Annotated in this window: 22 protein-coding genes; 14 read left to right on the top strand and 8 right to left on the bottom strand. The window is 46.3% G+C overall.

Annotated features, from left to right (window positions below):
• Entirely contained in the window at positions 1 to 714 is a 714-nt protein-coding gene (locus tag ACFS7Z_RS17725; RefSeq protein ID WP_377487412.1) for a pyridoxine 5'-phosphate synthase, read from the bottom strand.
• A 166-nt stretch (positions 715 to 880) separates the two neighbouring features.
• Between ACFS7Z_RS17725 and ACFS7Z_RS17720 the strand changes: the two genes are divergently transcribed.
• From ACFS7Z_RS17720 to ACFS7Z_RS17655, 14 genes are all read left to right on the top strand, one after another.
• Positions 881 to 1,342: a GatB/YqeY domain-containing protein gene (locus ACFS7Z_RS17720; RefSeq protein ID WP_377487410.1), complete on the top strand. Its 462-nt coding sequence runs from the start codon at positions 881 to 883 to the stop codon at positions 1,340 to 1,342.
• Between the two features lie 134 nt (positions 1,343 to 1,476).
• Positions 1,477 to 1,995 (top strand): CvpA family protein, encoded by a 519-nt coding sequence (locus ACFS7Z_RS17715; protein WP_377487408.1) that lies wholly within the window; start codon positions 1,477 to 1,479, stop codon positions 1,993 to 1,995.
• A gap of 156 nt (positions 1,996 to 2,151) precedes the next feature.
• Positions 2,152 to 2,721 carry an anthranilate synthase component II gene (locus ACFS7Z_RS17710; protein ID WP_377487406.1) on the top strand — a complete coding sequence of 190 codons (570 nt, stop codon included), beginning with the start codon at positions 2,152 to 2,154 and terminating at the stop codon, positions 2,719 to 2,721.
• Between the two features lie 51 nt (positions 2,722 to 2,772).
• The gene (locus ACFS7Z_RS17705) at positions 2,773 to 3,549 is read left to right on the top strand and encodes an alpha/beta fold hydrolase (RefSeq protein WP_377487404.1); all 777 of its coding nucleotides are present in this window, start codon (positions 2,773 to 2,775) and stop codon (positions 3,547 to 3,549) included.
• Positions 3,546 to 4,214 (top strand): CBS domain-containing protein, encoded by a 669-nt coding sequence (locus ACFS7Z_RS17700; RefSeq protein WP_377487402.1) that lies wholly within the window; start codon positions 3,546 to 3,548, stop codon positions 4,212 to 4,214. Before ACFS7Z_RS17705 ends, ACFS7Z_RS17700 begins: the two co-directional genes overlap by 4 nt.
• A 12-nt stretch (positions 4,215 to 4,226) precedes the next feature.
• Positions 4,227 to 5,615 carry a BamA/TamA family outer membrane protein gene (locus ACFS7Z_RS17695; RefSeq protein WP_377487400.1) on the top strand — a complete coding sequence of 463 codons (1,389 nt, stop codon included), beginning with the start codon at positions 4,227 to 4,229 and terminating at the stop codon, positions 5,613 to 5,615.
• Positions 5,616 to 5,625: 10 nt separating this feature from the next.
• A complete protein-coding gene (locus tag ACFS7Z_RS17690) occupies positions 5,626 to 6,513 on the top strand; it encodes an NAD kinase (RefSeq protein WP_377487398.1) in 888 nt (295 codons plus the stop codon).
• Positions 6,514 to 6,641: 128 nt separating this feature from the next.
• Entirely contained in the window at positions 6,642 to 7,640 is a 999-nt protein-coding gene (locus ACFS7Z_RS17685) for a DUF6089 family protein (RefSeq protein WP_377487396.1), read from the top strand.
• Between the two features lie 48 nt (positions 7,641 to 7,688).
• Positions 7,689 to 8,486 carry a type IX secretion system protein PorG gene (porG, locus tag ACFS7Z_RS17680; RefSeq protein ID WP_377487394.1) on the top strand — a complete coding sequence of 266 codons (798 nt, stop codon included), beginning with the start codon at positions 7,689 to 7,691 and terminating at the stop codon, positions 8,484 to 8,486.
• 59 nt (positions 8,487 to 8,545) lie between these two features.
• The gene (locus ACFS7Z_RS17675; RefSeq protein WP_377487392.1) at positions 8,546 to 9,289 is read left to right on the top strand and encodes an isoprenyl transferase; all 744 of its coding nucleotides are present in this window, start codon (positions 8,546 to 8,548) and stop codon (positions 9,287 to 9,289) included.
• Between the two features lie 11 nt (positions 9,290 to 9,300).
• Positions 9,301 to 11,781 carry an outer membrane protein assembly factor BamA gene (bamA, locus tag ACFS7Z_RS17670; RefSeq protein WP_377487390.1) on the top strand — a complete coding sequence of 827 codons (2,481 nt, stop codon included), beginning with the start codon at positions 9,301 to 9,303 and terminating at the stop codon, positions 11,779 to 11,781.
• Positions 11,782 to 11,796: 15 nt separating this feature from the next.
• Entirely contained in the window at positions 11,797 to 12,453 is a 657-nt protein-coding gene (locus ACFS7Z_RS17665) for an OmpH family outer membrane protein (protein WP_377487388.1), read from the top strand.
• A 32-nt stretch (positions 12,454 to 12,485) separates the two neighbouring features.
• A complete protein-coding gene (locus ACFS7Z_RS17660; RefSeq protein WP_377487386.1) occupies positions 12,486 to 13,100 on the top strand; it encodes an OmpH family outer membrane protein in 615 nt (204 codons plus the stop codon).
• Between the two features lie 89 nt (positions 13,101 to 13,189).
• Complete coding sequence (locus ACFS7Z_RS17655) at positions 13,190 to 14,224, top strand: RluA family pseudouridine synthase (RefSeq protein ID WP_377487384.1); 1,035 nt, start codon at positions 13,190 to 13,192, stop codon at positions 14,222 to 14,224.
• Positions 14,225 to 14,495: 271 nt separating this feature from the next.
• On the opposite strand, the gene ACFS7Z_RS17650 is transcribed toward ACFS7Z_RS17655, so the two are convergent.
• The 7 genes from ACFS7Z_RS17650 to ACFS7Z_RS17620 all read right to left on the bottom strand — a co-directional run bounded on the left by ACFS7Z_RS17650 (position 14,496) and on the right by ACFS7Z_RS17620 (position 21,418).
• Positions 14,496 to 16,136: a tetratricopeptide repeat protein gene (locus tag ACFS7Z_RS17650; RefSeq protein WP_377487382.1), complete on the bottom strand. Its 1,641-nt coding sequence runs from the start codon at positions 16,134 to 16,136 to the stop codon at positions 14,496 to 14,498.
• Between the two features lie 57 nt (positions 16,137 to 16,193).
• Positions 16,194 to 17,138: a PstS family phosphate ABC transporter substrate-binding protein gene (locus ACFS7Z_RS17645; RefSeq protein WP_377487380.1), complete on the bottom strand. Its 945-nt coding sequence runs from the start codon at positions 17,136 to 17,138 to the stop codon at positions 16,194 to 16,196.
• Positions 17,139 to 17,513: 375 nt separating this feature from the next.
• Positions 17,514 to 18,356 (bottom strand): energy transducer TonB, encoded by an 843-nt coding sequence (locus tag ACFS7Z_RS17640; RefSeq protein WP_377487378.1) that lies wholly within the window; start codon positions 18,354 to 18,356, stop codon positions 17,514 to 17,516.
• Positions 18,357 to 18,547: 191 nt separating this feature from the next.
• Positions 18,548 to 19,375, bottom strand: coding sequence for an energy transducer TonB (locus tag ACFS7Z_RS17635; RefSeq protein WP_377487376.1), 828 nt, complete (start codon positions 19,373 to 19,375; stop codon positions 18,548 to 18,550).
• Between the two features lie 3 nt (positions 19,376 to 19,378).
• Positions 19,379 to 19,903 (bottom strand): ExbD/TolR family protein, encoded by a 525-nt coding sequence (locus tag ACFS7Z_RS17630; RefSeq protein WP_377487374.1) that lies wholly within the window; start codon positions 19,901 to 19,903, stop codon positions 19,379 to 19,381.
• Between the two features lie 18 nt (positions 19,904 to 19,921).
• Positions 19,922 to 20,527, bottom strand: coding sequence for an ExbD/TolR family protein (locus ACFS7Z_RS17625; protein ID WP_377487372.1), 606 nt, complete (start codon positions 20,525 to 20,527; stop codon positions 19,922 to 19,924).
• 24 nt (positions 20,528 to 20,551) lie between these two features.
• Positions 20,552 to 21,418, bottom strand: coding sequence for a MotA/TolQ/ExbB proton channel family protein (locus ACFS7Z_RS17620; protein WP_377487370.1), 867 nt, complete (start codon positions 21,416 to 21,418; stop codon positions 20,552 to 20,554).
• Positions 21,419 to 21,809 lie beyond the last annotated feature (391 nt).

Here is a 21,809-nt window from a genome sequence, read left to right as displayed (position 1 = left end):
CTATTTAAGTTGGCGCAGGTAAAGCTGGATAGTGTTTTCCAGCCCAAAGTACAGCGCATCGCAGATAAGGGCGTGGCCAATGCTCACCTCTGCCAGTTCCGGCAGGTTGTTTTTCAGGTATTTCAGGTTGTCCAGGTCCAGGTCGTGCCCTGCGTTGATGCCAAGGCCAAGCTGCTGTGCTTTCAATGCGGCTTTTGCGTAGGGCGCTATGGCCTGCCCGGGGCTGGAGTGGTAGCCTTTGGCGTAGGCTTCGGTGTACAGTTCTATCCGGTCTGTGCCTACCAAAGCGGCACCTTCTACCATTCCCTCGTCCGGGTCCACAAAAATAGAGACGCGTATACCCTGCTCTTTCAGTTCAAGAATGGTTTGCGTCAGGAAGTCTTTATGTTTGATTGTGTCCCAGCCAGCATTGGAGGTAATGGCATCTGGCGCGTCTGGCACCAGTGTCACCTGTTCAGGCTTTACGTCCTTTACCAGCTGAATAAAATCCGGTGTCGGGTTGCCTTCTATATTAAACTCCGTAGCTACCACTTCCTTCAGGTCATACACATCGCGGTAGCGGATGTGGCGCTCATCCGGGCGGGGATGCACTGTGATGCCCTGCGCCCCAAATCGCTCACAATCTTTGGCCGCCTGTACAACATTTGGCCTGTCGCCGCCACGGGCATTCCGTAAAGTGGCTATTTTGTTTATATTTACACTCAGTTTGGTCATGGGTATACGGTTTTTCTGCCGGAGCTTTCACGCTCTTACTTTCAAATGACTAAATTAATTGAATTTTGTTTAAGATGCTTTAAATGGCTCCGGGCATCGAAGCGTATAAAAAGTATCTGCGGTATAAACCGTTTTCCTCAAAAAATAAAACACCAATAAAAGAACTATGACACTAAAAGAACGCATCGACGCTGACATTAAGCAAGCCATGCTGGCGAAAGATAAAACCCGTTTACAGGCGCTTAGAAGTATAAAATCCCAGATACTGCTGGCAGAAACTGAGAAAGGCGGCACAGAAAGTATCTCAAGCGAAACCGAACTGAAGCTCTTGACGAAGTCTGCCAAGCAGCGGCGCGAGTCTGCGGAACTGTACGCTAAGCAAGGTCGCACCGATCTGGAAGAAATAGAGTTGGCCGAGTTGGCTGTGATAGAGCAGTATATGCCACAGCAGCTGGATGAGGGTGACCTGCGGGTGCGCCTCCTGGAAATCATACAGCGTGTGGGTGCCACCGGGCCATCAGACATTGGCAGAGTGATGGGCGTGGCCTCAAAAGAACTGGCCGGTCAGGCAGACGGGCGTGCTATTTCCAGTGCTGCCGGAGACCTGCTGAACAATACCGATTTTTAGATTTTTCCTTATTCAGCCGGTGCAGCTCACCATGTGCGGCCCCGGTTGAATAAAAGGTACAACAATTAGAGTGTAACTGTTGCAAGTGCGAAGGCGATGTCCTGTGTATTTCATCTTATATCTTGTTTCTTAACATGAGTACGTTTGATTTTTTTCTGGCTATTCCCATTGCCTACGGCGCTTTTCAGGGTTTCCGGAAGGGCCTGCTACTGGAACTGGTGTCGTTGGTGGCACTCGTGCTGGCTATACTCGGTGGCTTAAAGCTGCTGGATACGGCCTTGCCTACGATGGCCGGGTTCGTGGGCGATGCCCATGGCCTGCTATCGTATGTTACTTTCCTTTTTGTATTTGTGGGGATTATCCTGCTGATACACCTTGGGGGCCTGCTGCTGAAAAAGGTCATCGATTTTACACCCTTCGGTTTCTTTGATAATTTCCTGGGAGGCATCCTGGGAGCCCTGAAGTGGTGTGTGGCGCTGAGCCTGCTGCTTTACGTGTCTGACATGGCTGGCATCAGCGTTTCTGCTGATACGGCAACAGCCTCTATGGTATACCCGGTGGTGCTTAAAACCACGCCTTACGCACTCGATATCCTGAGTTACGTGCTTCCATTTGTAAAAGCCCTCATCAGCTCGCTGAAACACCATTTTTAGATTTGAAAATATGGCGGGTTGAAAATTTGTAAATGAGGAGATTTTAAAATAATTGATCTTGACGTTTTTGATGAAACAGCTTTCGTTGAACCATTCATCACTCTTGCGTCCTTACATTTTCAAATTTTCATATCTCCAAATTCCCAAATCACAACCATGCTACTTTTGCTGGATAACTTTGACTCGTTTACCTATAACCTCGTAGACTACTTTGGCCAGTTGGGGGTAGCGGCAAGGGTGGTGCGCAACGACGTGCCGCTGCAGGAGATACAACAGCTACCCATAGAGGCCATTGTGCTTTCGCCAGGGCCCGGGGCGCCGCGGGCGGCCGGAAGTCTGCTGGAGGTGGTGCATTATTACCACGAGCGGGTGCCAATGCTGGGCATTTGCCTGGGGCACCAGGCGCTGGGTGAATTCTTTGGGGCTACCCTGGAAAAAGGAATCCGGCCGATGCATGGGAAGGTTTCAGAAATAGTATGTGAATTGGATCCTGTTTTTGAAGGACTGCCGCAGAAGATGCCAGTTGTTCGTTATCACTCCCTCGTGTTGCGCCACACCCCGGAATGCATTGTTCCGCTGGCACATACGCAGGAAGGAGAGCTAATGGCGTTCCGGCACAGGGAACTGCCGCTTTATGCGTTGCAGTTCCACCCGGAGGCAGCTTTAACCACTTATGGTTTGCACATACTCCGAAATTGGCTTACTATTGCTAATATTGCACATTAAATTGATCGTATACTGCAGAAATACGTTTCTTTTCAAAAGTTTCGAAGCTACATGAATTTACAAATCAGGCAAGAAGGCGATTTTCAATATATAGACGAAGGAAAAGGTGAAGTACTGCTGCTATTGCATGGGTTGTTTGGCGCACTGAGTAATTGGAATGGGGTTGTAGACCACTTCTCGAAGAATTACCGTGTGGTGATTCCGCTTATGCCTATTTATGAGATGGCCCTGCACAAGGCAGGGGTGCCTGGCCTGACGTCGTTTGTAGAGGATTTTGTAAAGTTCAAGAAACTCAGAAACCTGACGGTGCTCGGTAATTCCCTTGGTGGCCACGTAGGACTGGCCTATACTTTAAAGAACGCTGACATGGTGCAGCGCCTGGTGCTAACCGGCAGCTCCGGCCTTTTCGAAGACTCGATGGGAGGGTCGTTTCCGAAGCGCGGCAATTACCAGTATGTGCAGGAGCGCGTAGGCTACACGTTCTACGACCCGAAGACGGCTACGAAAGAACTGGTGGATGAAGTGTTCTCCATCACCAACAGCAATGCAAAATGTCTGCGTATCATCGCTATCGCCAAATCGGCCCAGCGACATAATATGGCAAAGGATATCACAAACATTAAGGTGCCTACGTTGTTGATATGGGGACTGAACGATACAATTACTCCTCCCTTGGTTGGGTACGAGTTCAACAGGCTCATCGAGAACTCCGAATTATACTTCATTGATAAGTGCGGGCATGCCCCGATGATGGAACATCCGGAGAAGTTTAACAGTATCTTAGAAAAGTATTTAGTAAACACACCAATAACCGCGACAGCAACATGATTGCAGAAGAACTCATCAACCAAATGATTCCGCCGCTGAAGCTCTACGACACCGTAGACAAGGCTTTGCGTTGGATGGATGAGTTCCGTGTAAACGAACTGCCCGTGGTAAGCAACCGCAAGTACATGGGGCTGGCTACGGAGCTGAGCCTGATTGAGCTGAATGACCGCAGCCAGGCTTTAAAAGAGCTGGAGCTGGAGTACCAGGATGTGTACGTGATGCAGCGGCAGCATTTTTATGATGTAATGGAGGCAGCCATCAAGAATAAGATCCAAGTGGTGCCTGTGCTCGATGATGAACAGGAATACATGGGCATCATCACTATAAATGATACGTTGGCTGCCTTTGGGCAGATGTCGGCTCTGCAAGGTCAGGGAAGTATCCTTGTGCTTTCTATGCCGGAGCGAGACTATTCGCTTAGCCAGATCAGCCGTTTGATTGAGGAGGAAAACACCAAGATCCTGAGTGCCTATGTATCCCCGGATGAGATGGACCCCTATCAGATAAAGCTTACCCTAAAGCTCAATACCACCGACCTTTCCCGCATTATCGCCACTTTAGAGCGATTCGAATACCGTATCACTGCGCAGTTCAGCGATAGCAGGGCTGACAATGATGTGGGCCGCGATCGGTTGGACATGCTGCTCAAATACCTCGACATTTAAGCAGACGCGGTGATGCAACTGCGTACTGCTCTTTTCTTTATTTCTCTGTGGATAAGTATGGCCGCACAGGCCCAGACCTGTGAGCAGCCTGAGCTAATAATTGCAGGCGTTACATTGGCCGGCAACGAGGTTACCAAAGAGCAGGTGATGCAGCAGGAACTCACATTTGCCCCCGGCGACACCGTTGAAGCAGGTGAACTGGAGCAACTACTGGAGCAGAACCGCAAGCGCATCTTTAACCTGCGCCTTTTCCATTTTGTGAACTACTCCTATACCTGTGACCAGGGCTTTGTGCAGGTGCAGTATGAGGTGCAGGAGCGCTTTTACCTTTACCCTGTTCTGATTTTCGATTTCGCAGACCGCAATTTTAATGCGTGGCTGGAGAGGAAAGACTGGAGCCGCATCGATTATGGTGCCAGCCTGGTGCGCCGGAACTTCAGGGGGAGAAACGAAGATGTGCGGGTGCGGGTGCAACGCGGCTTTAACAAAAGGCTGGAATTCTCTTACCGTGTGCCGTACATTAGCCGCAGGCACAACCTGGGAGCAGAGTTCAGTATAGCAGATTACAGGAGCCGTACCATCAGTTATACCAACCGTAGCAACAGGCAGTATTTTTTTGAGCAGGAGGAGGGGCTGCCCATTAAGCGCACCGGCCTGTCTGCCGCACTAATACACCGGCAGAGTGTGCAGAGGCAGGAGGGCCTGCGGCTCTCATACCTGCAGGAAAGCATCTCTGACTCGGTGGTGCACCTGAACCCGGAGTACTACCGCAAGGGGCGCCATGAACGGCAGTCGCTGCGGATGGAGCTGTATAAAGCAGTTAACCTTCGGAATAATTTTGCTTATCCCCTTTCCGGGAGCTATTTTGAAGCAGGTGTGGCGCAGAGTCTTTTTCTGAAGGGCACAGGCACTCCCTTTACCACTTTGCGGGCAAAGTATGTAAACTACAGTAAACTCTCAGATAAGTATGCCTACATGCTAGGGGCAGAGGGGCAGCTACGGCTTGCATCCCGGTATGCCTTTGCAGATAACACGGCACTTGGCTTTAGGTCACTTGTGAGGGGGTATGAGCTTTTTGTGGTGGGGGGGCAGCATTACGGGCTGTTCAAACAAAGCTTAACACGAGACCTGCTGCATATTAAAAGTATAAAACTTAATTTTATCCGGAACCCTAAGTTTAATAACATACCTTTGTCTGTTTACCTGAATGCTTTTACAGATGCAGGCTACGTAGTAGACAATGTATACCAAGATAGAAACCCACTGACAAACCGCCTGCTGCTGGGAGGAGGCCTGGGTTTACACCTGGTTACGTTCTACGACATTGTGCTGCGGCTGGAGTATACAGTTAACAGGGAGGGAGGCAAAGGCTTATACTTCAGCACAGGGTTTCCATTTTAACCTAAAAAAGATGAGAATAGCTATACTAGGCAAGCCTTTCAGTGATACCATCGCACCTTTCATCCAGATGCTCTTTGATGAGCTTCAGCGGCGGAAGGCAGACTTGTTACTGGTGGAGCACTTTCACCTGTTCCTGAAAAATACAATCAACCTGGCCACCAGCATCGAGACCTTTAACAGGGGCGATAAGCTGGATGGCGTGGATGTGGTGCTCAGCATTGGGGGCGACGGTACGCTGCTTGACACAGTGACCTATGTGGGAGAGCAGCAGATTCCCATCCTGGGGATTAACACCGGTCGGTTGGGTTTTCTGGCTACCATACCCTACGACAGCATTAACATTGCACTGGATGCCCTCTACAAAGGGCACTATACTCTGGACGACAGGGCGCTGATACGCGTTGATTCCGATCAGGAAGTCTTCGACGGCATTAACTTTGGTCTGAATGAGTTCAGCGTGCTGAAACGCGACACCTCAGCCATGATAGTGGTGCACACATACATTGATGGAGAGTACCTGAATTCCTATTGGGCTGATGGTTTGGTTGTTGCAACGCCAACAGGATCTACCGGATACTCTCTTAGCTGCGGAGGCCCCCTGGTGCTGCCCCAAACTAACAATTTTGTGATCTCACCCGTATGTCCACATAACCTGAATGTCCGGCCCATGATCGTGTCAGACAGGAGTGTAATATCTTTTGAAGTGGAAGGCCGCAGTAGCAGTTACCTCGCTTCCCTCGATTCCCGTTCAACTCCTGTTGATATGAACGTGCAGCTGGCTGTAAGGCGCGAGAACTTCGCAGCCAGGCTTGTGAAGCTACACCATGTTAATTTTCTCACAACGCTGCGGAGTAAGCTGAGCTGGGGATTAGATAAGCGAAACAATATGATAAAGTAATATTAAATATATGTAATATATTTTACGAAATTCAGATTTATCCTTATTTTTGTCATAACTCGGGTTAACTTGCATCTTTATGAGTCTGAGTGAAAACAACTGATACCGTATTTTAGATTTTGATTGCTATGAAGAGATTTTGTACCCTTGTTCTGTTGCTTGTTTTTACGCTTACCCTTGTTGCCATTGATGCCGAAGCGCAGCGTTTCACTTTACGTAAGCGGTACAAGTCAATCGGGCTGACATTAGGTGCAATGAACTACTTCGGTGATATTGTACCGGAACCGGATTTTACAAGTTTCCGTTTCAAGTCCACGCGCCCGAACGTAGGTATCAGCTATACCTATCGTTATTATCCACGTGTTTCATTCAGGGGCTCTTTCCACTGGGGGCGCATTATGGGTGATGACAGGCTGAGTGCTTCCCTGGATGAAGGTGAGAATGCCGGCCGCTTCATGCGGAATCTCTCTTTCAGGAACGATATCAAAGAATTAAGTGCTGTCGCCATTATCGACCTGTTCGAGAACCGTCAGACATATGCACGTCGACCGGATTTTGTGCCTTATGGCTTTTTTGGGGTAGCTGTTTTCCATCATAACCCGAAAGCATACTATGAGAACGGCGTGCGCGAAGGTTTGTCTCCTGCTCAGGACATCCCGACAGGGTGGTATGAACTACAGCCATTGGGTACCGAAGGACAGTATGTAGATGGCGGAAACTATCCTGAGCCGTACAGCCGCGTGCAGATATCTATTCCTTTTGGTTTAGGTGTGCGTTACAAGCTCGACAGAAACTGGGACCTGAACATTGAATTAGGTTGGAGAAAGACCTTTACAGATTACCTGGATGATTCCAGTGGCTCTTTTGCCAATAAAGCTGACCTTCTCAACAATAACAGTGGCAGCGAAAATCCGGTTGCAGCAACTATACTCCACGACAGAAGCGGAGAGTCTGGCTTTGCGACTGTTCCGGACCCAAATGGAACGCCTTACAGAATTGTTCCAGGCTTTGGTACTGCTGCCAACAGCAAACGAGGCAATGCCTCAGACGATGATTGGTACATCACCACAGGTATTACGCTTAACTATATTTTAACACCTCGTATCAGAAGTCCGAAGTTTAGATAATAGTTTTGGCAACCTTTCGTTGTTCAACTAAACTCCGCTAATAATTACATGGCATTACAGAATTTTAAATGCGCACTCCTTATTTGTTTCATTCTGCAAATAGGGAGTGCTTTTTTTGGCTACGCTTCCTACGCACAAACCAAAGAGCCAGTCACAACCTCAGAACTGGGTATAGGCATTGGTGGGGCAAACTACAAAGGTGAAATTTCTCCTAATTACCGCTTTCTAAACAATCAGCCTGCGCTTACGGTTTTCTACCGCCGTGATATGTCCAACGCTATCACGCTTCGTGGCGGACTCACGGGCAGCCACCGTATTGTGGATGATAATACCTTCAGCGATGAGGCGTATGCGGACGATCGCCCGTACCATGCGTGGCGCCAGACAGAACTCCGCCTGAGTCTTTTAGAATTATCAGCGGTAATGGAGTATAACTTCCTTGATTACTACGACCCGAAGCAGAAACCGCGTATATCTCCTTACCTCTTCATCGGTGTGGCAGGCTTGTTATACAATGTAAAGTTGTACTCAGACGAGCACACCAAGGGCCGTAGCGATACAGGAAACAGCCTTAATAAACAGTTTAATACTAAAATCGGAGTTTCAGTGCCATTTGGCCTGGGGATAAAGTATGCCCTGAGCAAGCACTGGAACCTGGGCCTGGAGTTTGGTGCCCGTAAAATGTTTACGGATAGGTTTGACGCCCTGTCAAAGGATGATCCGATTTACCTTGCCAACCCACACGACAACGACTGGTACTACTACAACGGCATCAGTATTTCCTACACTTTCTACCGCAATAACTGCCCTCCCATCTACAAGAAAAATCCCGGTCTCTTAGATTAAGTTGCAATGTTTCATAAATTTATGATGCTTTTTGTAACTTGCGGGGAAATTGGATTTTGATGAATCTTAAGGAGAAAGTAAACTTAGGCAATTTACCAAGGCATATAGCCGTTATCATGGACGGTAACGGGCGTTGGGCAAAGCAAAGAGGAGGGCTGCGGATATTTGGCCATCAGAATGCTATCAAAGCAGTGCGCGACACTGTGGAAGGCGCAGCTGAGCTGGGGGTGGAATACCTGACCCTTTATGCTTTCTCTACTGAAAACTGGTCGCGGCCCAGGGCAGAAGTAACTGCGCTGATGACCCTGCTGGTATCTACCATACGGAAAGAAACCGCTACCCTTAACAAAAACAACATCCGTCTTCAAACTATAGGCGACACAGCCAGCCTGCCAGAGGCTTGCCAGCGGGAGCTATTGGAAGCCATTGAGCTTACAAAGCAGAATTCGCGCATGACACTGGTGCTTGCCCTCAGCTATAGTGGCCGCTGGGACATTACACAAGCCATGCAGAAAGTAGCAGGGGCAGTGGAGCAGGGGCAGCTAAAGGTTGATGAAATTAGTGAGGCTACTGTAGCAAGCCACCTGTCTACGGCAGGTATGCCGGATCCCGAGCTGCTTATCCGTACGAGTGGCGAGCAGCGCATCAGCAATTTCCTTTTGTGGCAATTAGCTTATACTGAACTGTACATTACAGAGTTGCTTTGGCCTGATTTCAGGAAAGAGAAACTTTATGAGGCAATAATATCTTATCAGAACCGCGAGCGACGCTTCGGTAAGACAAGTGAACAAATAATAAAGTGATAATAACACTAATGACAAGATGCATCTGGGTGCTCGTGCTTCTGCTTTTAGCAAATGCGGCCTCTTCTCAAGTATTAACCAATCCTGCTCAAACCTCTCCGGTAGATTATGCGGAGCCAAAGCAATACCGCATTGGTGGCGTATCTATAAGCGGTGCCAAGTTCCTGGAGCCTGTGGCGCTTCTTTCTGTTATAGGCCTGAAAGAAGGAGATGAGATAACAGTACCAGGAGAAGATATCAGCCGGGCTATTCAGAAGCTGTGGCAGCAGGGTATCCTGGGTGATGTGGAAGTATTTGCCCGCACAGAGGGTGACGTTATCTTCCTTACGTTTGACCTGAAGGAGCGCCCCCGCTTATCAGAATACCGTTTTTCAGGCATAGGCAAGTCGCAGGCAGAAGCGCTGCGTGATAAGGTGCCGTTGCAGCGGGGTAAAATTGTAACGGATGCGGTGCTGAACAGCACCCGCAACGTTATCCGCAATTATTACCTCGAAAAGAGTTTCCTGAACGCCAAGATAAACATTACACAGCGCCCCGACCCCACACTGCCAAACAGTGTGGTGCTCAACATCAATGTAGACAAGGGGAATAAGGTCAAAATTGCCGAAATCAATTTTGAGGGCAATGAGGCATTCGCTGATAAAAAGCTGCGCCGCCAGCTGAAGAAGACGAAAGAGAAGAGATGGTATAAAATCTTCACTTCTTCTAAATATAATAAGACGGAGTACGAAAATGACAAGCAGGCCCTGCTTGATTTTTATAGCACAGAAGGTTATCGTGATGCCACCATTGTTTCAGATAGTGTATATCGCATCAGCGAAGACAGGCTTGGCATCCGCATTACAGTAGATGAAGGCCAGCAGTACTACTACCGCAACATTACCTGGAACGGTAACTACATTTACGATGACGCTTACCTGTCGCGGGTGCTGGGTATTGCGAAAGGAGATGTATACAATAAACAGGAACTGGATAAGCGCCTGAACTATAACCCGGCAGGTATAGATGTGTCTGCCTTGTACCAGAACGATGGTTACCTATTCTTTAACATCGAACCAGTTGAAGTACGGGTGGAAGGAGACTCCATTGACTTGGAGATGCGCGTAACGGAAGGACCGCAGGCTACGATCAACAAAATAACCATCACAGGGAATGATAAAACCAGTGACCACGTAATTCTGCGCGAAATACGCACGCTGCCCGGGCAGAAGTACAGCCGCGACGACCTGATCAGAACACGTAACGAATTGGCTGCCCTCGGTTATTTCGACCCAGAGACAATTGGCCTGAACCCGATTCCGAACCCGGCAGAGGGTACAGTAGACATTAACTATAGCGTAGTAGAACGTCCTAATGACCAGATAAGCCTTTCAGGTGGTTGGGGTGGTCCGATTGGTGCTGTGGGTACGGTAGGCCTTACCCTGAACAATTTCTCTACCCGGAAAATGTTTACCCCTTCCGAGTGGAGCCCAGTACCCACAGGCGATGGGCAGCGATTATCCCTAAACATACAGGCAAACGGTAAATATTACCAGTCATACTCCCTTTCCTTCACGGAGCCATGGCTCGGAGGACGCAAGGCAAACTCGCTGACAGTTTCCTTATTTAAAACGATCAGACGATTTCCTGGTGCAGAGGAAGAAAGTCGCCTAAATGTAGATGGAGCAGCGCTAAGTTTGGGTAGAAGGTTGAACTGGCCGGATAACTTCTTCTACATGAACCACTCGTTGTCTTACAACCGCTATGATGTAAGTAACTATAACATTGGCGGTATTATAGATGGCATTTCAAACAGTATATCGCTTACAAACACCTTAGGACGTTCCAGCATTGATAATCCTACTTTCCCTAGAAGAGGATCTTCATTTACGCTGAGTGTGAACCTGACACCGCCGTACTCGCTGCTGACAAATGACCTAGATCCGATTGAGTACATCGAATTTAACAAATGGATGTTCGATGCGTCTTACTTCATAAACTTGGCAGGGAATTTGGTATTGAATACACGAGCGCACTTTGGATTCTTAGGAACCTATAGCCAGGACAATACCCTCGGGCCGTTTGAAAGATTTAAACTAGGTGGCTCTGGTTTAGGTGGTGGTAATATTTTTGTGGGAACGGAGTATATCGGTCTTCGTGGTTATGAAGATGAAAGTGTTGTAAACACAACGAGCGGAGGTTTGCTTAACCAGGGAGGTATCGCTTATAACAAGTTTGTGTTAGAAGCGCGTCAATTGATTTCACCAAACCCAGCCGCCACGATTTACGGTCTGGCGTTCCTGGAGGCAGGTAATAACTTTGGTTCTTACAGCCAATACAACCCTTTTAAGCTTTACCGCTCAGTGGGTGTAGGAGCCAGAATTTTTATGTCTGCGTTTGGTTTGCTTGGGTTTGACTATGGCTGGAGACTGGATGATTTGCCACCGGGAACCCGTGGGGATACCAGCAAAAGAGGTATGTTCCACTTTATCATTGGACAGCAGATACGTTAATACAAAGGAATTAGTATGAGAAAGTTTTTGTTTGTCTTTGTAGCATGCCTTTTGTTTTCGTCAGTTTCGCATGCACAGAAGATTGGCTATATTGACTCAAACTTTATCCTGGGCAAGATGCCGGCTTTTACCAAAGTGCAGCAGGAGATGGACAAATATGCTGCTGCATGGCAAAAGGAAGTAGAGCTTTTACAGCAGGAATCAGATAAGCTGAAGCAGGATTACAAAGCTGAAGAAGTGCTGCTGACAGAGCAGATGAAGAAAAAAAGACAGTCTGAAATAACTAAAAAGGATAACGAGCTGCGTGACTACCAGCGGAAAGTTTTTGGTTACGAGGGCATGATGTTCAAGCGCAGGCAGGAGTTAATGCGACCGGTTCAGGATGAAGTCTTCACAGCTGTTGAGAAAGTATCAAAGGCCAAAGGCGTTCAAATGATGTTTGATAAATCAGGCGATTTGGTTATGATTTATACGAACCCGGTGCACGACTATACAGAGTATGTATTGGAGGAACTGGGGCTGGCATCAGACAAAAAAAATCAACCGGGGCAGGCTCCCGGTGATAGTATAGTAGATGACCCGGCTAACTTACCGGATGTAGGTGCCGAGGAACAACAACCAGTACAGGAAAGTCAGCCTGTAAAAGGAAGCAAAAAGAAGTCTAATAACTAACTAAAACTAACAATTTACTAATTATCCAACCAATGATGAACAAGATTAAAACATTAGTAGCAGCATTCTTACTGATCAGCTTTGCGTCTTTCGCACAGACCAGCAACCAGCCGCTTAAAATTGGTTATACAAATGTAGAATACATCCTGCTGCAAATGCCGGAGAGCAAGCAAATCGAGTCTGAGCTTAAAACACACAGCACACAACTGGAAAACCAGCTGAAGACTAAGTACGCAGATTATGAGAGCAAGCTGCAGGCATATGAGAAAGGTGCCGCTACAATGGACAAGGTAGTGCGCGATGACAAAGAGAAAGAGTTGATGAACCTGAACAGCTCTATCCAGGAGTTCCAGCGTAGTGCGCAGGCCTCTTTGCAGCAAAAAGAGAAGTCTCTGGTAGACCCTGTAATCGCTAAGATCGACAAGGCTATCAAAGATGTAGCAAAAGAGAACGGCTATACCTACGTTATCAGCAATCAGGCACTGCTTGCTGGCCCGGAAGATGGTGATATTTCTCCAATAGTTCTGAAGAAGTTAGGTGTTGACCCTGCGAAAGCACAGCAGACACCAGAGCCATCTGCAACCAAGCCAGCAGCTACTACCACTACTGCTCCAGCAAAATCCAACGCCAAGAAGAAGAACAAATAGTAAGTTAACTTTTCTTGATAAGTACAGGAAAGCCGTTGTGTATACTTCGGCTTTCTTTTTTTGTACCACCTTTAGTATACCTGATTTACGTGATAGACTATACTGAAACAGAAGAAAATACAGAAGATTCTGACGAGCTTTACGAGCATCACCGTATTGTAGTGGACAAAGGACAGGCGCTGCTGCGCCTCGACAAGTTTCTGATGGACCGTTTGCCAAACGTAACCCGTAACAAGCTGCAAAGCGCCATTCGCTCTGAGTCGGTGCAGGTGAACCAGAAGCCGGTAAAGGTCAGCTATAAGGTAAAGCCTCAGGACCTGATTACGATCATTCTGGCAGAGCCCCCGCGTGACACAGACGTTGTGCCGGAAGACATACCACTTGATATTCTCTATGAGGACGAGGAACTGCTCCTGGTGAATAAACCAGCGGGAATGGTGGTGCATCCGGCGTATAACAACTGGAACGGCACGCTTGTAAATGCACTAAGCTATTACCTCCAGAACCTGCCCACTTCACGCAACGGAGAGGGAAGACCGGGCCTGGTACACCGTATTGATAAAGACACCTCCGGGCTACTGGTAATTGCCAAGACAGACTATAGCATGGCTTTCCTGGCAAAGCAGTTTTTTAACCATAGTATTGAGCGCACCTATTATGCTTTGGTCTGGGGAGTTCCGAAAGAAGAGAAAGGTACTGTAACAGGCCATGTGGGGCGTAGTGCCAAAGACAGGAGAGTGATGGCCGTTTATCCTGAAGGAGATTATGGAAAGCATGCTGTAACGCATTATAAGGTACTCCGCAGTTTCAAGTATGTCTCGCTTATACAATGCAACCTGGAGACTGGCAGAACGCACCAGATACGGGCGCATATGAAGTACTTGGGGCATCCTCTTTTCTCTGATGCCATGTATGGCGGTGATAAAATCCTGAGCGGTTCCCCCACCGGTACCTATAAAGCTTTTGTGGATAATGCATTTAAATTAATGCCAAGGCAGGCCCTGCATGCCAAATCTCTTGGATTTAAACATCCTGTTAGCAAGCAGGTAATGCAATTTGAGACGGAGTTACCTGAGGACTTTGTCGCAGTGCTGGCGAAATGGGAGCTGTATGAGGGCCAATAGTGCCTCCATTAGCCTCCGTGCTCAGGCATGATATAATTTAAATTTTAGCTTAGCAAGAAACTACACCAGCAGTAAGTAGTGTTCGCTCTTTCTATATGCTGCTCTTTTGCTTCAGTGATACACCACTTTCTTTATCAAAGCAACCTCTACCACCAGGTAAGGACGTATCATTGTAAGGGAATGTTTGCTTGCTAGCATAAAAGTACAACACCTATAAAAACAAAGAAGCCTGCTCAACTTAAGCAGGCTTCTTTGTTTTTATAGGCGATTACTATTTCTTCTTCGCGCTTTTTCCTATTTCATTCAGAGCGGCATCTGCCTGAGGGTTAGCAGGGTCTAACACCTTTACTTCCTGCCAGTACTTGGTTGCGTTATCTCTTTCCCCTTTCAGGTAGTAGTAATAACCCAGGTAAGAGTTAGCCTCAATTAAATCTCTCTTGTACTTTTCTTTATCTTCACCAGCGATTTTGATGAATTCCTCATAGTGAGGTCTCGCCAACCCTTGTTCTGTTTCAGGATCCTGGCTGGCCTTGGCTCGGGCTCTCCACAGATGGCCGTAAGCGTACGTAGGATTTGTTTCTGTTACCTTACCATAGGTTGAATCAGCTTTCTGAAAGAACTCATTTGCTACCTGCGTATCTTTAGCTGCTGCTTTCTCCTCACCGGCCATCATGTAGATGTTACCCATGTAGTAATAGTCAGCATTGCTTGGCTCTACATTCTTACGCTTTCTCTCATAAACCTGTATGGCCTTATCGTACTGGTTATTCTTAGCATAAGCATTTGCCAGTTCAGCATAAAGTTCTACGTTCGCGTCGTTCATCTGCAGCGCCTTCTCCATGTTTTCAATGGCTTTGGCTGGCTGGTTGTTTTTATTCAGGATACGGCCATAATACTCATAGTCTTCAGCAATCAGCTTGCTTGGATCCACCTTCTGCATATAGCTTTCAATTGCCTGCAGCGCTTTCTCCGGCTGGCCTAGCTCCATGTAGGAGTAAGCTCTCAAACGATTCATTACTGTATTGTCCGGCTGCGTCTGTAGTACTGCTTCTGCTTCTTGTAAAGCTTTCTCGTAGTTCTTTGTCAGGAACAGGAAGGAAGCATATTTTGCACGCGTTTCAGGCGTGTTTTCTGCCATGTCCACATATTTCTGGAAAGTAGAAAGTGCTTGGTCGTACTGGCCCGCGAAGTAATAAAGCTCACCTAGGTCGCTGTAAGCAGGAGCGAAGTTAGGGTCAATCTCTATTGCCTTTTTGAAAGCCTCTTCTGCCTCGTTGTAGTTACGGGAACTGGTATAAAGCTGGCCTCTTCTCAGGTAAGCCGTAGCATACTTGTCATCTAGTTGGATGGCTCTGTCATAGCTGCTCATGGCTTCTCCGCCTTTTTTCAGCTTCAGGTAGGCATCTCCAAGAATAACATTGGCTAAAGCGTTGTTTTTGTCGCGCTCCAAAGCCTGTTTCAGGTACGCAATACCTTTGTTGATGTCGGCCTCTGTAGCATTGGGTGCATTTACATAAGCATCACCTACCATGGCAAGCACATAAGCATCTTTCTTACCTCTGCCGCTCAGCGCTTCGTTAAACGCTTTCTCTGCTTGTGCTCTGTTTCCTTGCTCTAAAGCAATTTTTCCTAAGCCAACCTGGTTAATGTAAGACCTTTTGTTGTTTGCAATGCCTTGGTTAAAGTAATAAGCTGCTGAGTCTGTTTTTCCAGTTTTTAAGTAAATATCACCCAGAGCAAAATAAGCGTTATCAGAATTTCTGTCACCTAATTGTCTCTTATAGATGGATTTTGCTTCTTCGTAGCGCTCTAAGTCAACTGCTCTTCTACCAGCATCTCCTGTCTGAGCTACAGCTGCAGTAGCAGGAAAAGCAGCCGCCATAAGGGCAATATACTTCCAGTTTTTTGTCATCAGTATTAAAGTTTAGTTGTTTGTTGCTTTGTTGTTATCAATTTTTATGCCGTTCTCTTAGTTTCTTAATCCCACAACCCGCACTGGCATTGTGGCAGGCACAAGTCCCGACTTTAAAAATATACGTTGTCCTTGGTCTCCTCCAAGAAAAGATGCAAATCCTGTGCCAAGACCTGTACGGCCTTCAGTACTAATTACATACAGGTAACGACGAAGTGGGTAAGCCTGTTGCGCAATGTAAGCCTGGTATGGCTGATAAAAGCTCTCTGTTGTTAGAGGTGCAGGGTCTTTGCTGATGCCCACCACTTTGATCTTGTTCAGGAAGCTGACGGCTGTTGAGTCGTCAAGGTCGCTGATCCAGTTTACGCCAATAACGCCCAGTGCATTTTCGTTTTGCGCCACATAGTCAATAAGAGCTTGATGTGAGTTGGCGGCAAACGTGTTTTGCGGAAGCTTCTTGTCTGTTGTCAGTGAGTCCCGTACATAGCGGGCTGTGCTTGAATTATTATTGTCGAACACAATGGTGATATCGCCTAGTTTCGTGTCTTCTTCCAGTTTATTCCAGTTCTTCACGCGGCCATTGAAAATGTCTTTCACTTCATCCAGGGTTAACAGGGAGTCCGGGTTATTTGGATTAGTGATAAGGGCAACAGCATCTACTGCAATTCGGGTAGTGCGTGGTATACGTTTGTTTTTCTCTATTGTTGCTACTTCTTCAGGTGTCAGTTCCCGCGACAGTATCGCAATTCTGGTGCTGTCGTTTATCAGTTCTTTTACAACTTCCCCCTCCGGTTTATAGGCAGCATCGATATTCGCACGCTCGTAAATTCCCTCAAAAGTATCTACCTGTGATTCCAAAATAGGCTGGAAGGATTCATCTACACTGATATTTGTGTTTCCTGAGGTGGGGGTGCTTAAAGTAGTATCAGAAGAATTACCGCAGGAGGCTAATCCTGCCATACTTACTGCCAATGCTAGTGTAGTATATGCTCTAATCTTCATATCTGTTGTTTCTGTTGCGTGAGGAACTTTGGTATACCCTTATAAATCGTACGATACCATACAATATTAGGATGGCACCCAGAAAATACCTTACCTCAACGCTAATGCTGAGGTTTAGGTTATCACCGGCAAATATGATGAACAGGCCAAGCGCCACATAGACCAATGTCATTAACAAGCCAAATATGCGGGCAAACTTATTATAAAAATTTGCGGATGGTTTTCTGTTGTCTCTTTTTGGTCTCAGCATGTTATACGTTTCTACAGACGTGCTTATTGTTTAACCCATAAAAATAAACCTATTGCTTATAAAAAGAAAGCAGAAGCTAACAAAACTAAGCTTGTTGCCTCTGCCATTTCTCTTTCATCTTTAGTTTACTGTATGTTAAACCTTATGGGTAGGGTATACCTTACCGGTACAGTGCGGCCATTTTGTTTTCCCGGCTTCCAGTATGGCATGCTGCTTATTACTCTGAGCGCTTCTTCCTCTGTGCCAAATCCCAGCCCCTTCACTACTTCAGCTTTGGTGATGGCTCCATTAGGTGCAACTACAAAGGTTACTACTACAATGCCTTCTACTCCTGCGCGCTGTGCCTCTGATGGGTACCGCATCTTTTTGCTTAAGTAAGCGAATAATGCCTTGTCTCCTCCCACAAACTCTGGCATCTCCTCCACATGAATGAATTCTGCTGGCGGCTCCACCGCCTCGCCTGTGCCCCCCATTCCCATGTCTGTGGGTGGTGTATCCTCCACTGTGACACCTGGTATCCCGGGAATTTCTCCTTTCACATCGTTCTTCCCAATATTCAGCTTACTAAGGAGGTCCACGTCCGCCATCGTTGACGTTTCTTCTTGTGAGTTATCTTCTACTACTCTCGCCGTAACATGTTTTACTGTTTCTACCTTCTTCTCAAGCTGTTCTGCCACTGGTGTTACCTCCTTTTTTGGCTGTTCTTTCATCTTCGGCGGAGGCGGCATTATAATAAGTGGACCTGATATGACTACATCAGGCTTCACATATCTTACAGGTTCTTCAAAAAATATGCTTTCCACTAACGGTCCGACCAGTGCCCCTGAAAAAATTGCTGTTGCTATAATAGCTGCCAGTGCCATATGCTTGCCGTACGTTCTGCGCAACACATAAGCGCCGTATGCTTGGTTTCTGCCTTCGAACACTACTTTGTTAAAGGTTCTGCTTAGATAATAGCTCTTTTCCATGGGCTGTCGATTTTAGTTTTAGGATCTCATTTTATCTGTATTGTTGTTTTTGTTTCTGAACCATAATTTTGTGTTTCCTTCTTATAAGATACGCTTTTCACATTAATTGGTATGCATGCTGAGCACTTATTTTAGAAGGCACAAAAAAAAGCCCAGTCATTTCTGACTGGGCTTCTCTTTATATTATGTGCTTACTTGATTGTGTAGCGCACCGGAAGGGTATAGCGAACAGGTACTGTTCTACCATTCTGCTTACCTGGTGTCCACTTCGGCATTGATTTCACAACGCGTACAGCTTCTTCGTCGGTACCGCCACCCAGCTTTTTAATTACCTGGATTTCGGATATTTCACCTGTTCGGCTTACTACGAAAGAAAGTACCACGATACCTTCAATACCGGCACGCTGAGCAGCTGCAGGGTATCGGATGTTCTTACCTAAGTATTTCAGCATTTCGCTCTCTCCACCAGGGAAAGTAGGCATCTGCTCAACATACGTGTAAGGCTTCTCCTCTACAACTTCTGCTACCACATCGCTTGTACCATCTATTTCACCGAGGTCTACTGGTGCATCGTTACTTCCTTCTATGGTTTCCACGCCTGCATCCACTTCCTCAAGTACTTCTACATCCGGAATTTCCTCCTCTTCCACTACTTCGTTATCCCGCTTTACTACCGGTGGCGTGTACTTAACAGTAGCACGAACTGGTGGTGGGGGTGGTGGAAGATCTGGTGGCGGCGGCGGCGGCGGCGGCGGCGTTGCCTCATCAATTGGTGGCGGTGGTTGTAGATCTACTTCTGTAATTATACGATCATCCATCACAACCTCTTCCTCACCTTGTATCATCTTTGCAATCAGTGGAATACTGATAAAAAGCAGAAACAATACAGTGGCAATGATAGCGGCTTTCGTGATATGATTGTTGTACAGTCTTCGAAGTAGATAGGCACCGTATGCTTTATTTCGTCCTTCAAAGACGATGTCATCAAGCGATGCTTTAGCTGCTAAATTACTGTCCATATCTTATTGTCCTATTTGTTGTTGGGATAATAATTCTTTGTCTGCATCAGAGAATTCAACCAATGCATACTTTCTGGTGTCTGTGATCTTTATCTCGTCCAGAATATCCACTACGTTTTTGTAGCGCGATTCTTCCATTGGCTTGATCATCACAGTCATCTTGTCATTAGACTTTACCTGGGGCGAGGTCAACACTTTTCTGATGCCGGCTGCGGAGTAATCTGTCTCCTCTACTGTCGGATTGTCTGCCGCTAGACCAAAGTAGTAATAAACATCGTCGCCTTTACCAAGAATAATTGTCAAGGCATTACTTGCCTTCAGCGCAATTTGTTCTTCCGGGTTATCAGGATCCACAGGCATGTTGATTTCCATGGTCTGCGGCTTGTTAAAGGTGGTTGTAAGCATGAAGAACGTTAGCAGGAGGAAGGCAAGGTCCACCATTGGCGTCATGTCCAAATGGACAGACATCTTTTTGGCTCTTTTCTTACCCCCTTTACCGGAGTCAGCTTTTTCTTGAATTTCTGCCATATCTTTTCTCCTTTCTGATTACAGTGTCGTTGGCTTTGCTTCCATATCGGTAATCAGGTTAAACCTGTTTACTTTCTTGTTCTGCAGAATGTCGATAACACGCTGTATAGTTGAATATTCTGCGTCTTGGTCACCTTTGATAGCAATAACTACTTTGGGATTAGTTAAACGCGTCTGTAATACCCAGTCACCTAACTCGTTATTGGTCGAATCAATTGGAATACCTGTTTGCTCTACATTCTTACGGGCAGATGGATCCATCGACAGGTAAGACTTCAGTTGGTTTATTGGCAATCCGAAATTGGTTAACAGGGTGAAGGTTCTGATTTCTTCTTCTGTGAAACCAACGCCATACTTACCTGCCATTTTGTTTAATAATGCTTCCTTTGTTTGCTGACCATCTACTCCGAAGAACACGCGGTTGTTGTTACCAACCGTTATTGTGATTACGTTCGTGTCTGGTAGTATAAGCTCCGAGACAGAGGAGGGGGTATCCACTACCACCGCCTCTTCCGGAGAAAACTGTGTTGTTAGCATAAAGAAAGTAACCAGCAAGAAGGCTAAGTCAACCATTGGAGTCATGTCCAATGAAGGTTTGGTTCTTTTTACTTTTACTTTAGGCATATTATTAAATTAGAATGCTGTTAACTATACAGTTTGAGTTTTCACGGGAGCAGTATCGTGCTGAGCCGCGAAAGTAGAGATGATGCTGAAACCAGCCTCATCTATGCTATACGTAAGTTCGTCGATTTTGCTAGTGAAATAGTTGTAGGCAATGATAGCAAGCGCAGAACCTGTAATACCAAGGGCTGTGTTAATCAAGGCCTCAGAGATACCGTTTGCAAGACCTACTGCATCTGGAGCGCCACCTTGTGCAAGAGCCGCGAATGCCTTAATCATACCAAGTACCGTACCAATCAAACCTACGAGTGTAGAGATAGAGGCGATGGTAGAAATAATTACCAGGTTTTTCTCCAGCATTGGAAGTTCAAGAGAAGTAGACTCTTCAATTTCTTTCTGGATAGCAGCAATTTTCTCAGCTTTCAGCAACTCAGGCTCATTCAGCATTTCCTTGTACTTCAGCAAACCAGATTTTACCACGTTCGCAACAGAACCTTTTTGTGCGTCGCAGGCAGCAATTGCGCCGTTGATGTCACGCTGGTTCAGTTTCTGAGAGATAATTCTTACGAAACCGGCAACACTCTTTGTTCCTTTTGCTTTGCTGATAGTAAGTGCTCGCTCAATAGCGAAGATAAATACCATCAGTACAAGAGCCATCAGAATAGGTACTACCCAACCACCTTTGTACACAATGCCTAAGTAGTTGCCTGGAAGTGGATGGCTTTCCGGATCACCACCTTCGAAGTTTGCAGGGTTACCTAGTACAAACATATAGATAAGCACACATACTATGATAGATAGTGGAATAACTATTGATGCAAATATTCCACCTACCGGGCTTGCCTTTTGTTCTACATTAGCATTCTTGCTCACTACTGCAGTCTTTTTTTCCATTTTTTTAAAAGTTTAAAGTTTAGCTGTTTGTGTTGTAATTAATTGTTTGTGTAAATGTGAAATGTAATTCTGTTGCTTTTAGTTCTTATAGAATTTGCAATTTCTGCTTTTTCTCAATTTTTCAAACTATAACAGGGCCTATATTTTGAAAAAATATCAGATTTAGACTCTTCAGTTCACTAATTTAAGCTTTTCTCTTTTGAAATTCCTAATCTTAGCCTCTCTTCTGCCTGAAAAAAATGTTCCGGGCCAGCTATTGTCAAAGTATAAACATCAATCTTTTTATGCGAAATTACTGCCTCTTATACTGCTGCGCTGCTCCGGAAAAGCAATGCAAATTTATTAGTAACAAGGGCTTAAGTTGTTGAAAGTAGGGTGGTTAAGGTTTTAG

The organism is Pontibacter toksunensis, assembly GCF_042686245.1.
Taxonomy (GTDB): domain Bacteria; phylum Bacteroidota; class Bacteroidia; order Cytophagales; family Hymenobacteraceae; genus Pontibacter; species Pontibacter toksunensis.
This window is presented reverse-complemented; position numbering and strand designations above follow the sequence as displayed.

Coding starts and splice junctions, on each gene's coding strand:
- ACFS7Z_RS17650 (WP_377487382.1), bottom strand. CDS start 16,136: ATGACAAAAAACTGGAAGTATATTGCCCTTATGGCGGCTGCTTTTCCT.
- porG (WP_377487394.1), top strand. CDS start 7,689: ATGGCATTACAGAATTTTAAATGCGCACTCCTTATTTGTTTCATTCTG.
- ACFS7Z_RS17645 (WP_377487380.1), bottom strand. CDS start 17,138: ATGAAGATTAGAGCATATACTACACTAGCATTGGCAGTAAGTATGGCA.
- ACFS7Z_RS17720 (WP_377487410.1), top strand. CDS start 881: ATGACACTAAAAGAACGCATCGACGCTGACATTAAGCAAGCCATGCTG.
- ACFS7Z_RS17710 (WP_377487406.1), top strand. CDS start 2,152: ATGCTACTTTTGCTGGATAACTTTGACTCGTTTACCTATAACCTCGTA.
- ACFS7Z_RS17705 (WP_377487404.1), top strand. CDS start 2,773: ATGAATTTACAAATCAGGCAAGAAGGCGATTTTCAATATATAGACGAA.
- ACFS7Z_RS17675 (WP_377487392.1), top strand. CDS start 8,546: ATGAATCTTAAGGAGAAAGTAAACTTAGGCAATTTACCAAGGCATATA.
- ACFS7Z_RS17715 (WP_377487408.1), top strand. CDS start 1,477: ATGAGTACGTTTGATTTTTTTCTGGCTATTCCCATTGCCTACGGCGCT.
- ACFS7Z_RS17620 (WP_377487370.1), bottom strand. CDS start 21,418: ATGGAAAAAAAGACTGCAGTAGTGAGCAAGAATGCTAATGTAGAACAA.
- ACFS7Z_RS17725 (WP_377487412.1), bottom strand. CDS start 714: ATGACCAAACTGAGTGTAAATATAAACAAAATAGCCACTTTACGGAAT.
- ACFS7Z_RS17665 (WP_377487388.1), top strand. CDS start 11,797: ATGAGAAAGTTTTTGTTTGTCTTTGTAGCATGCCTTTTGTTTTCGTCA.
- ACFS7Z_RS17630 (WP_377487374.1), bottom strand. CDS start 19,903: ATGGCAGAAATTCAAGAAAAAGCTGACTCCGGTAAAGGGGGTAAGAAA.
- ACFS7Z_RS17635 (WP_377487376.1), bottom strand. CDS start 19,375: ATGGACAGTAATTTAGCAGCTAAAGCATCGCTTGATGACATCGTCTTT.
- ACFS7Z_RS17625 (WP_377487372.1), bottom strand. CDS start 20,527: ATGCCTAAAGTAAAAGTAAAAAGAACCAAACCTTCATTGGACATGACT.
- bamA (WP_377487390.1), top strand. CDS start 9,301: ATGACAAGATGCATCTGGGTGCTCGTGCTTCTGCTTTTAGCAAATGCG.
- ACFS7Z_RS17695 (WP_377487400.1), top strand. CDS start 4,227: ATGCAACTGCGTACTGCTCTTTTCTTTATTTCTCTGTGGATAAGTATG.
- ACFS7Z_RS17685 (WP_377487396.1), top strand. CDS start 6,642: ATGAAGAGATTTTGTACCCTTGTTCTGTTGCTTGTTTTTACGCTTACC.
- ACFS7Z_RS17660 (WP_377487386.1), top strand. CDS start 12,486: ATGATGAACAAGATTAAAACATTAGTAGCAGCATTCTTACTGATCAGC.
- ACFS7Z_RS17700 (WP_377487402.1), top strand. CDS start 3,546: ATGATTGCAGAAGAACTCATCAACCAAATGATTCCGCCGCTGAAGCTC.
- ACFS7Z_RS17640 (WP_377487378.1), bottom strand. CDS start 18,356: ATGGAAAAGAGCTATTATCTAAGCAGAACCTTTAACAAAGTAGTGTTC.
- ACFS7Z_RS17690 (WP_377487398.1), top strand. CDS start 5,626: ATGAGAATAGCTATACTAGGCAAGCCTTTCAGTGATACCATCGCACCT.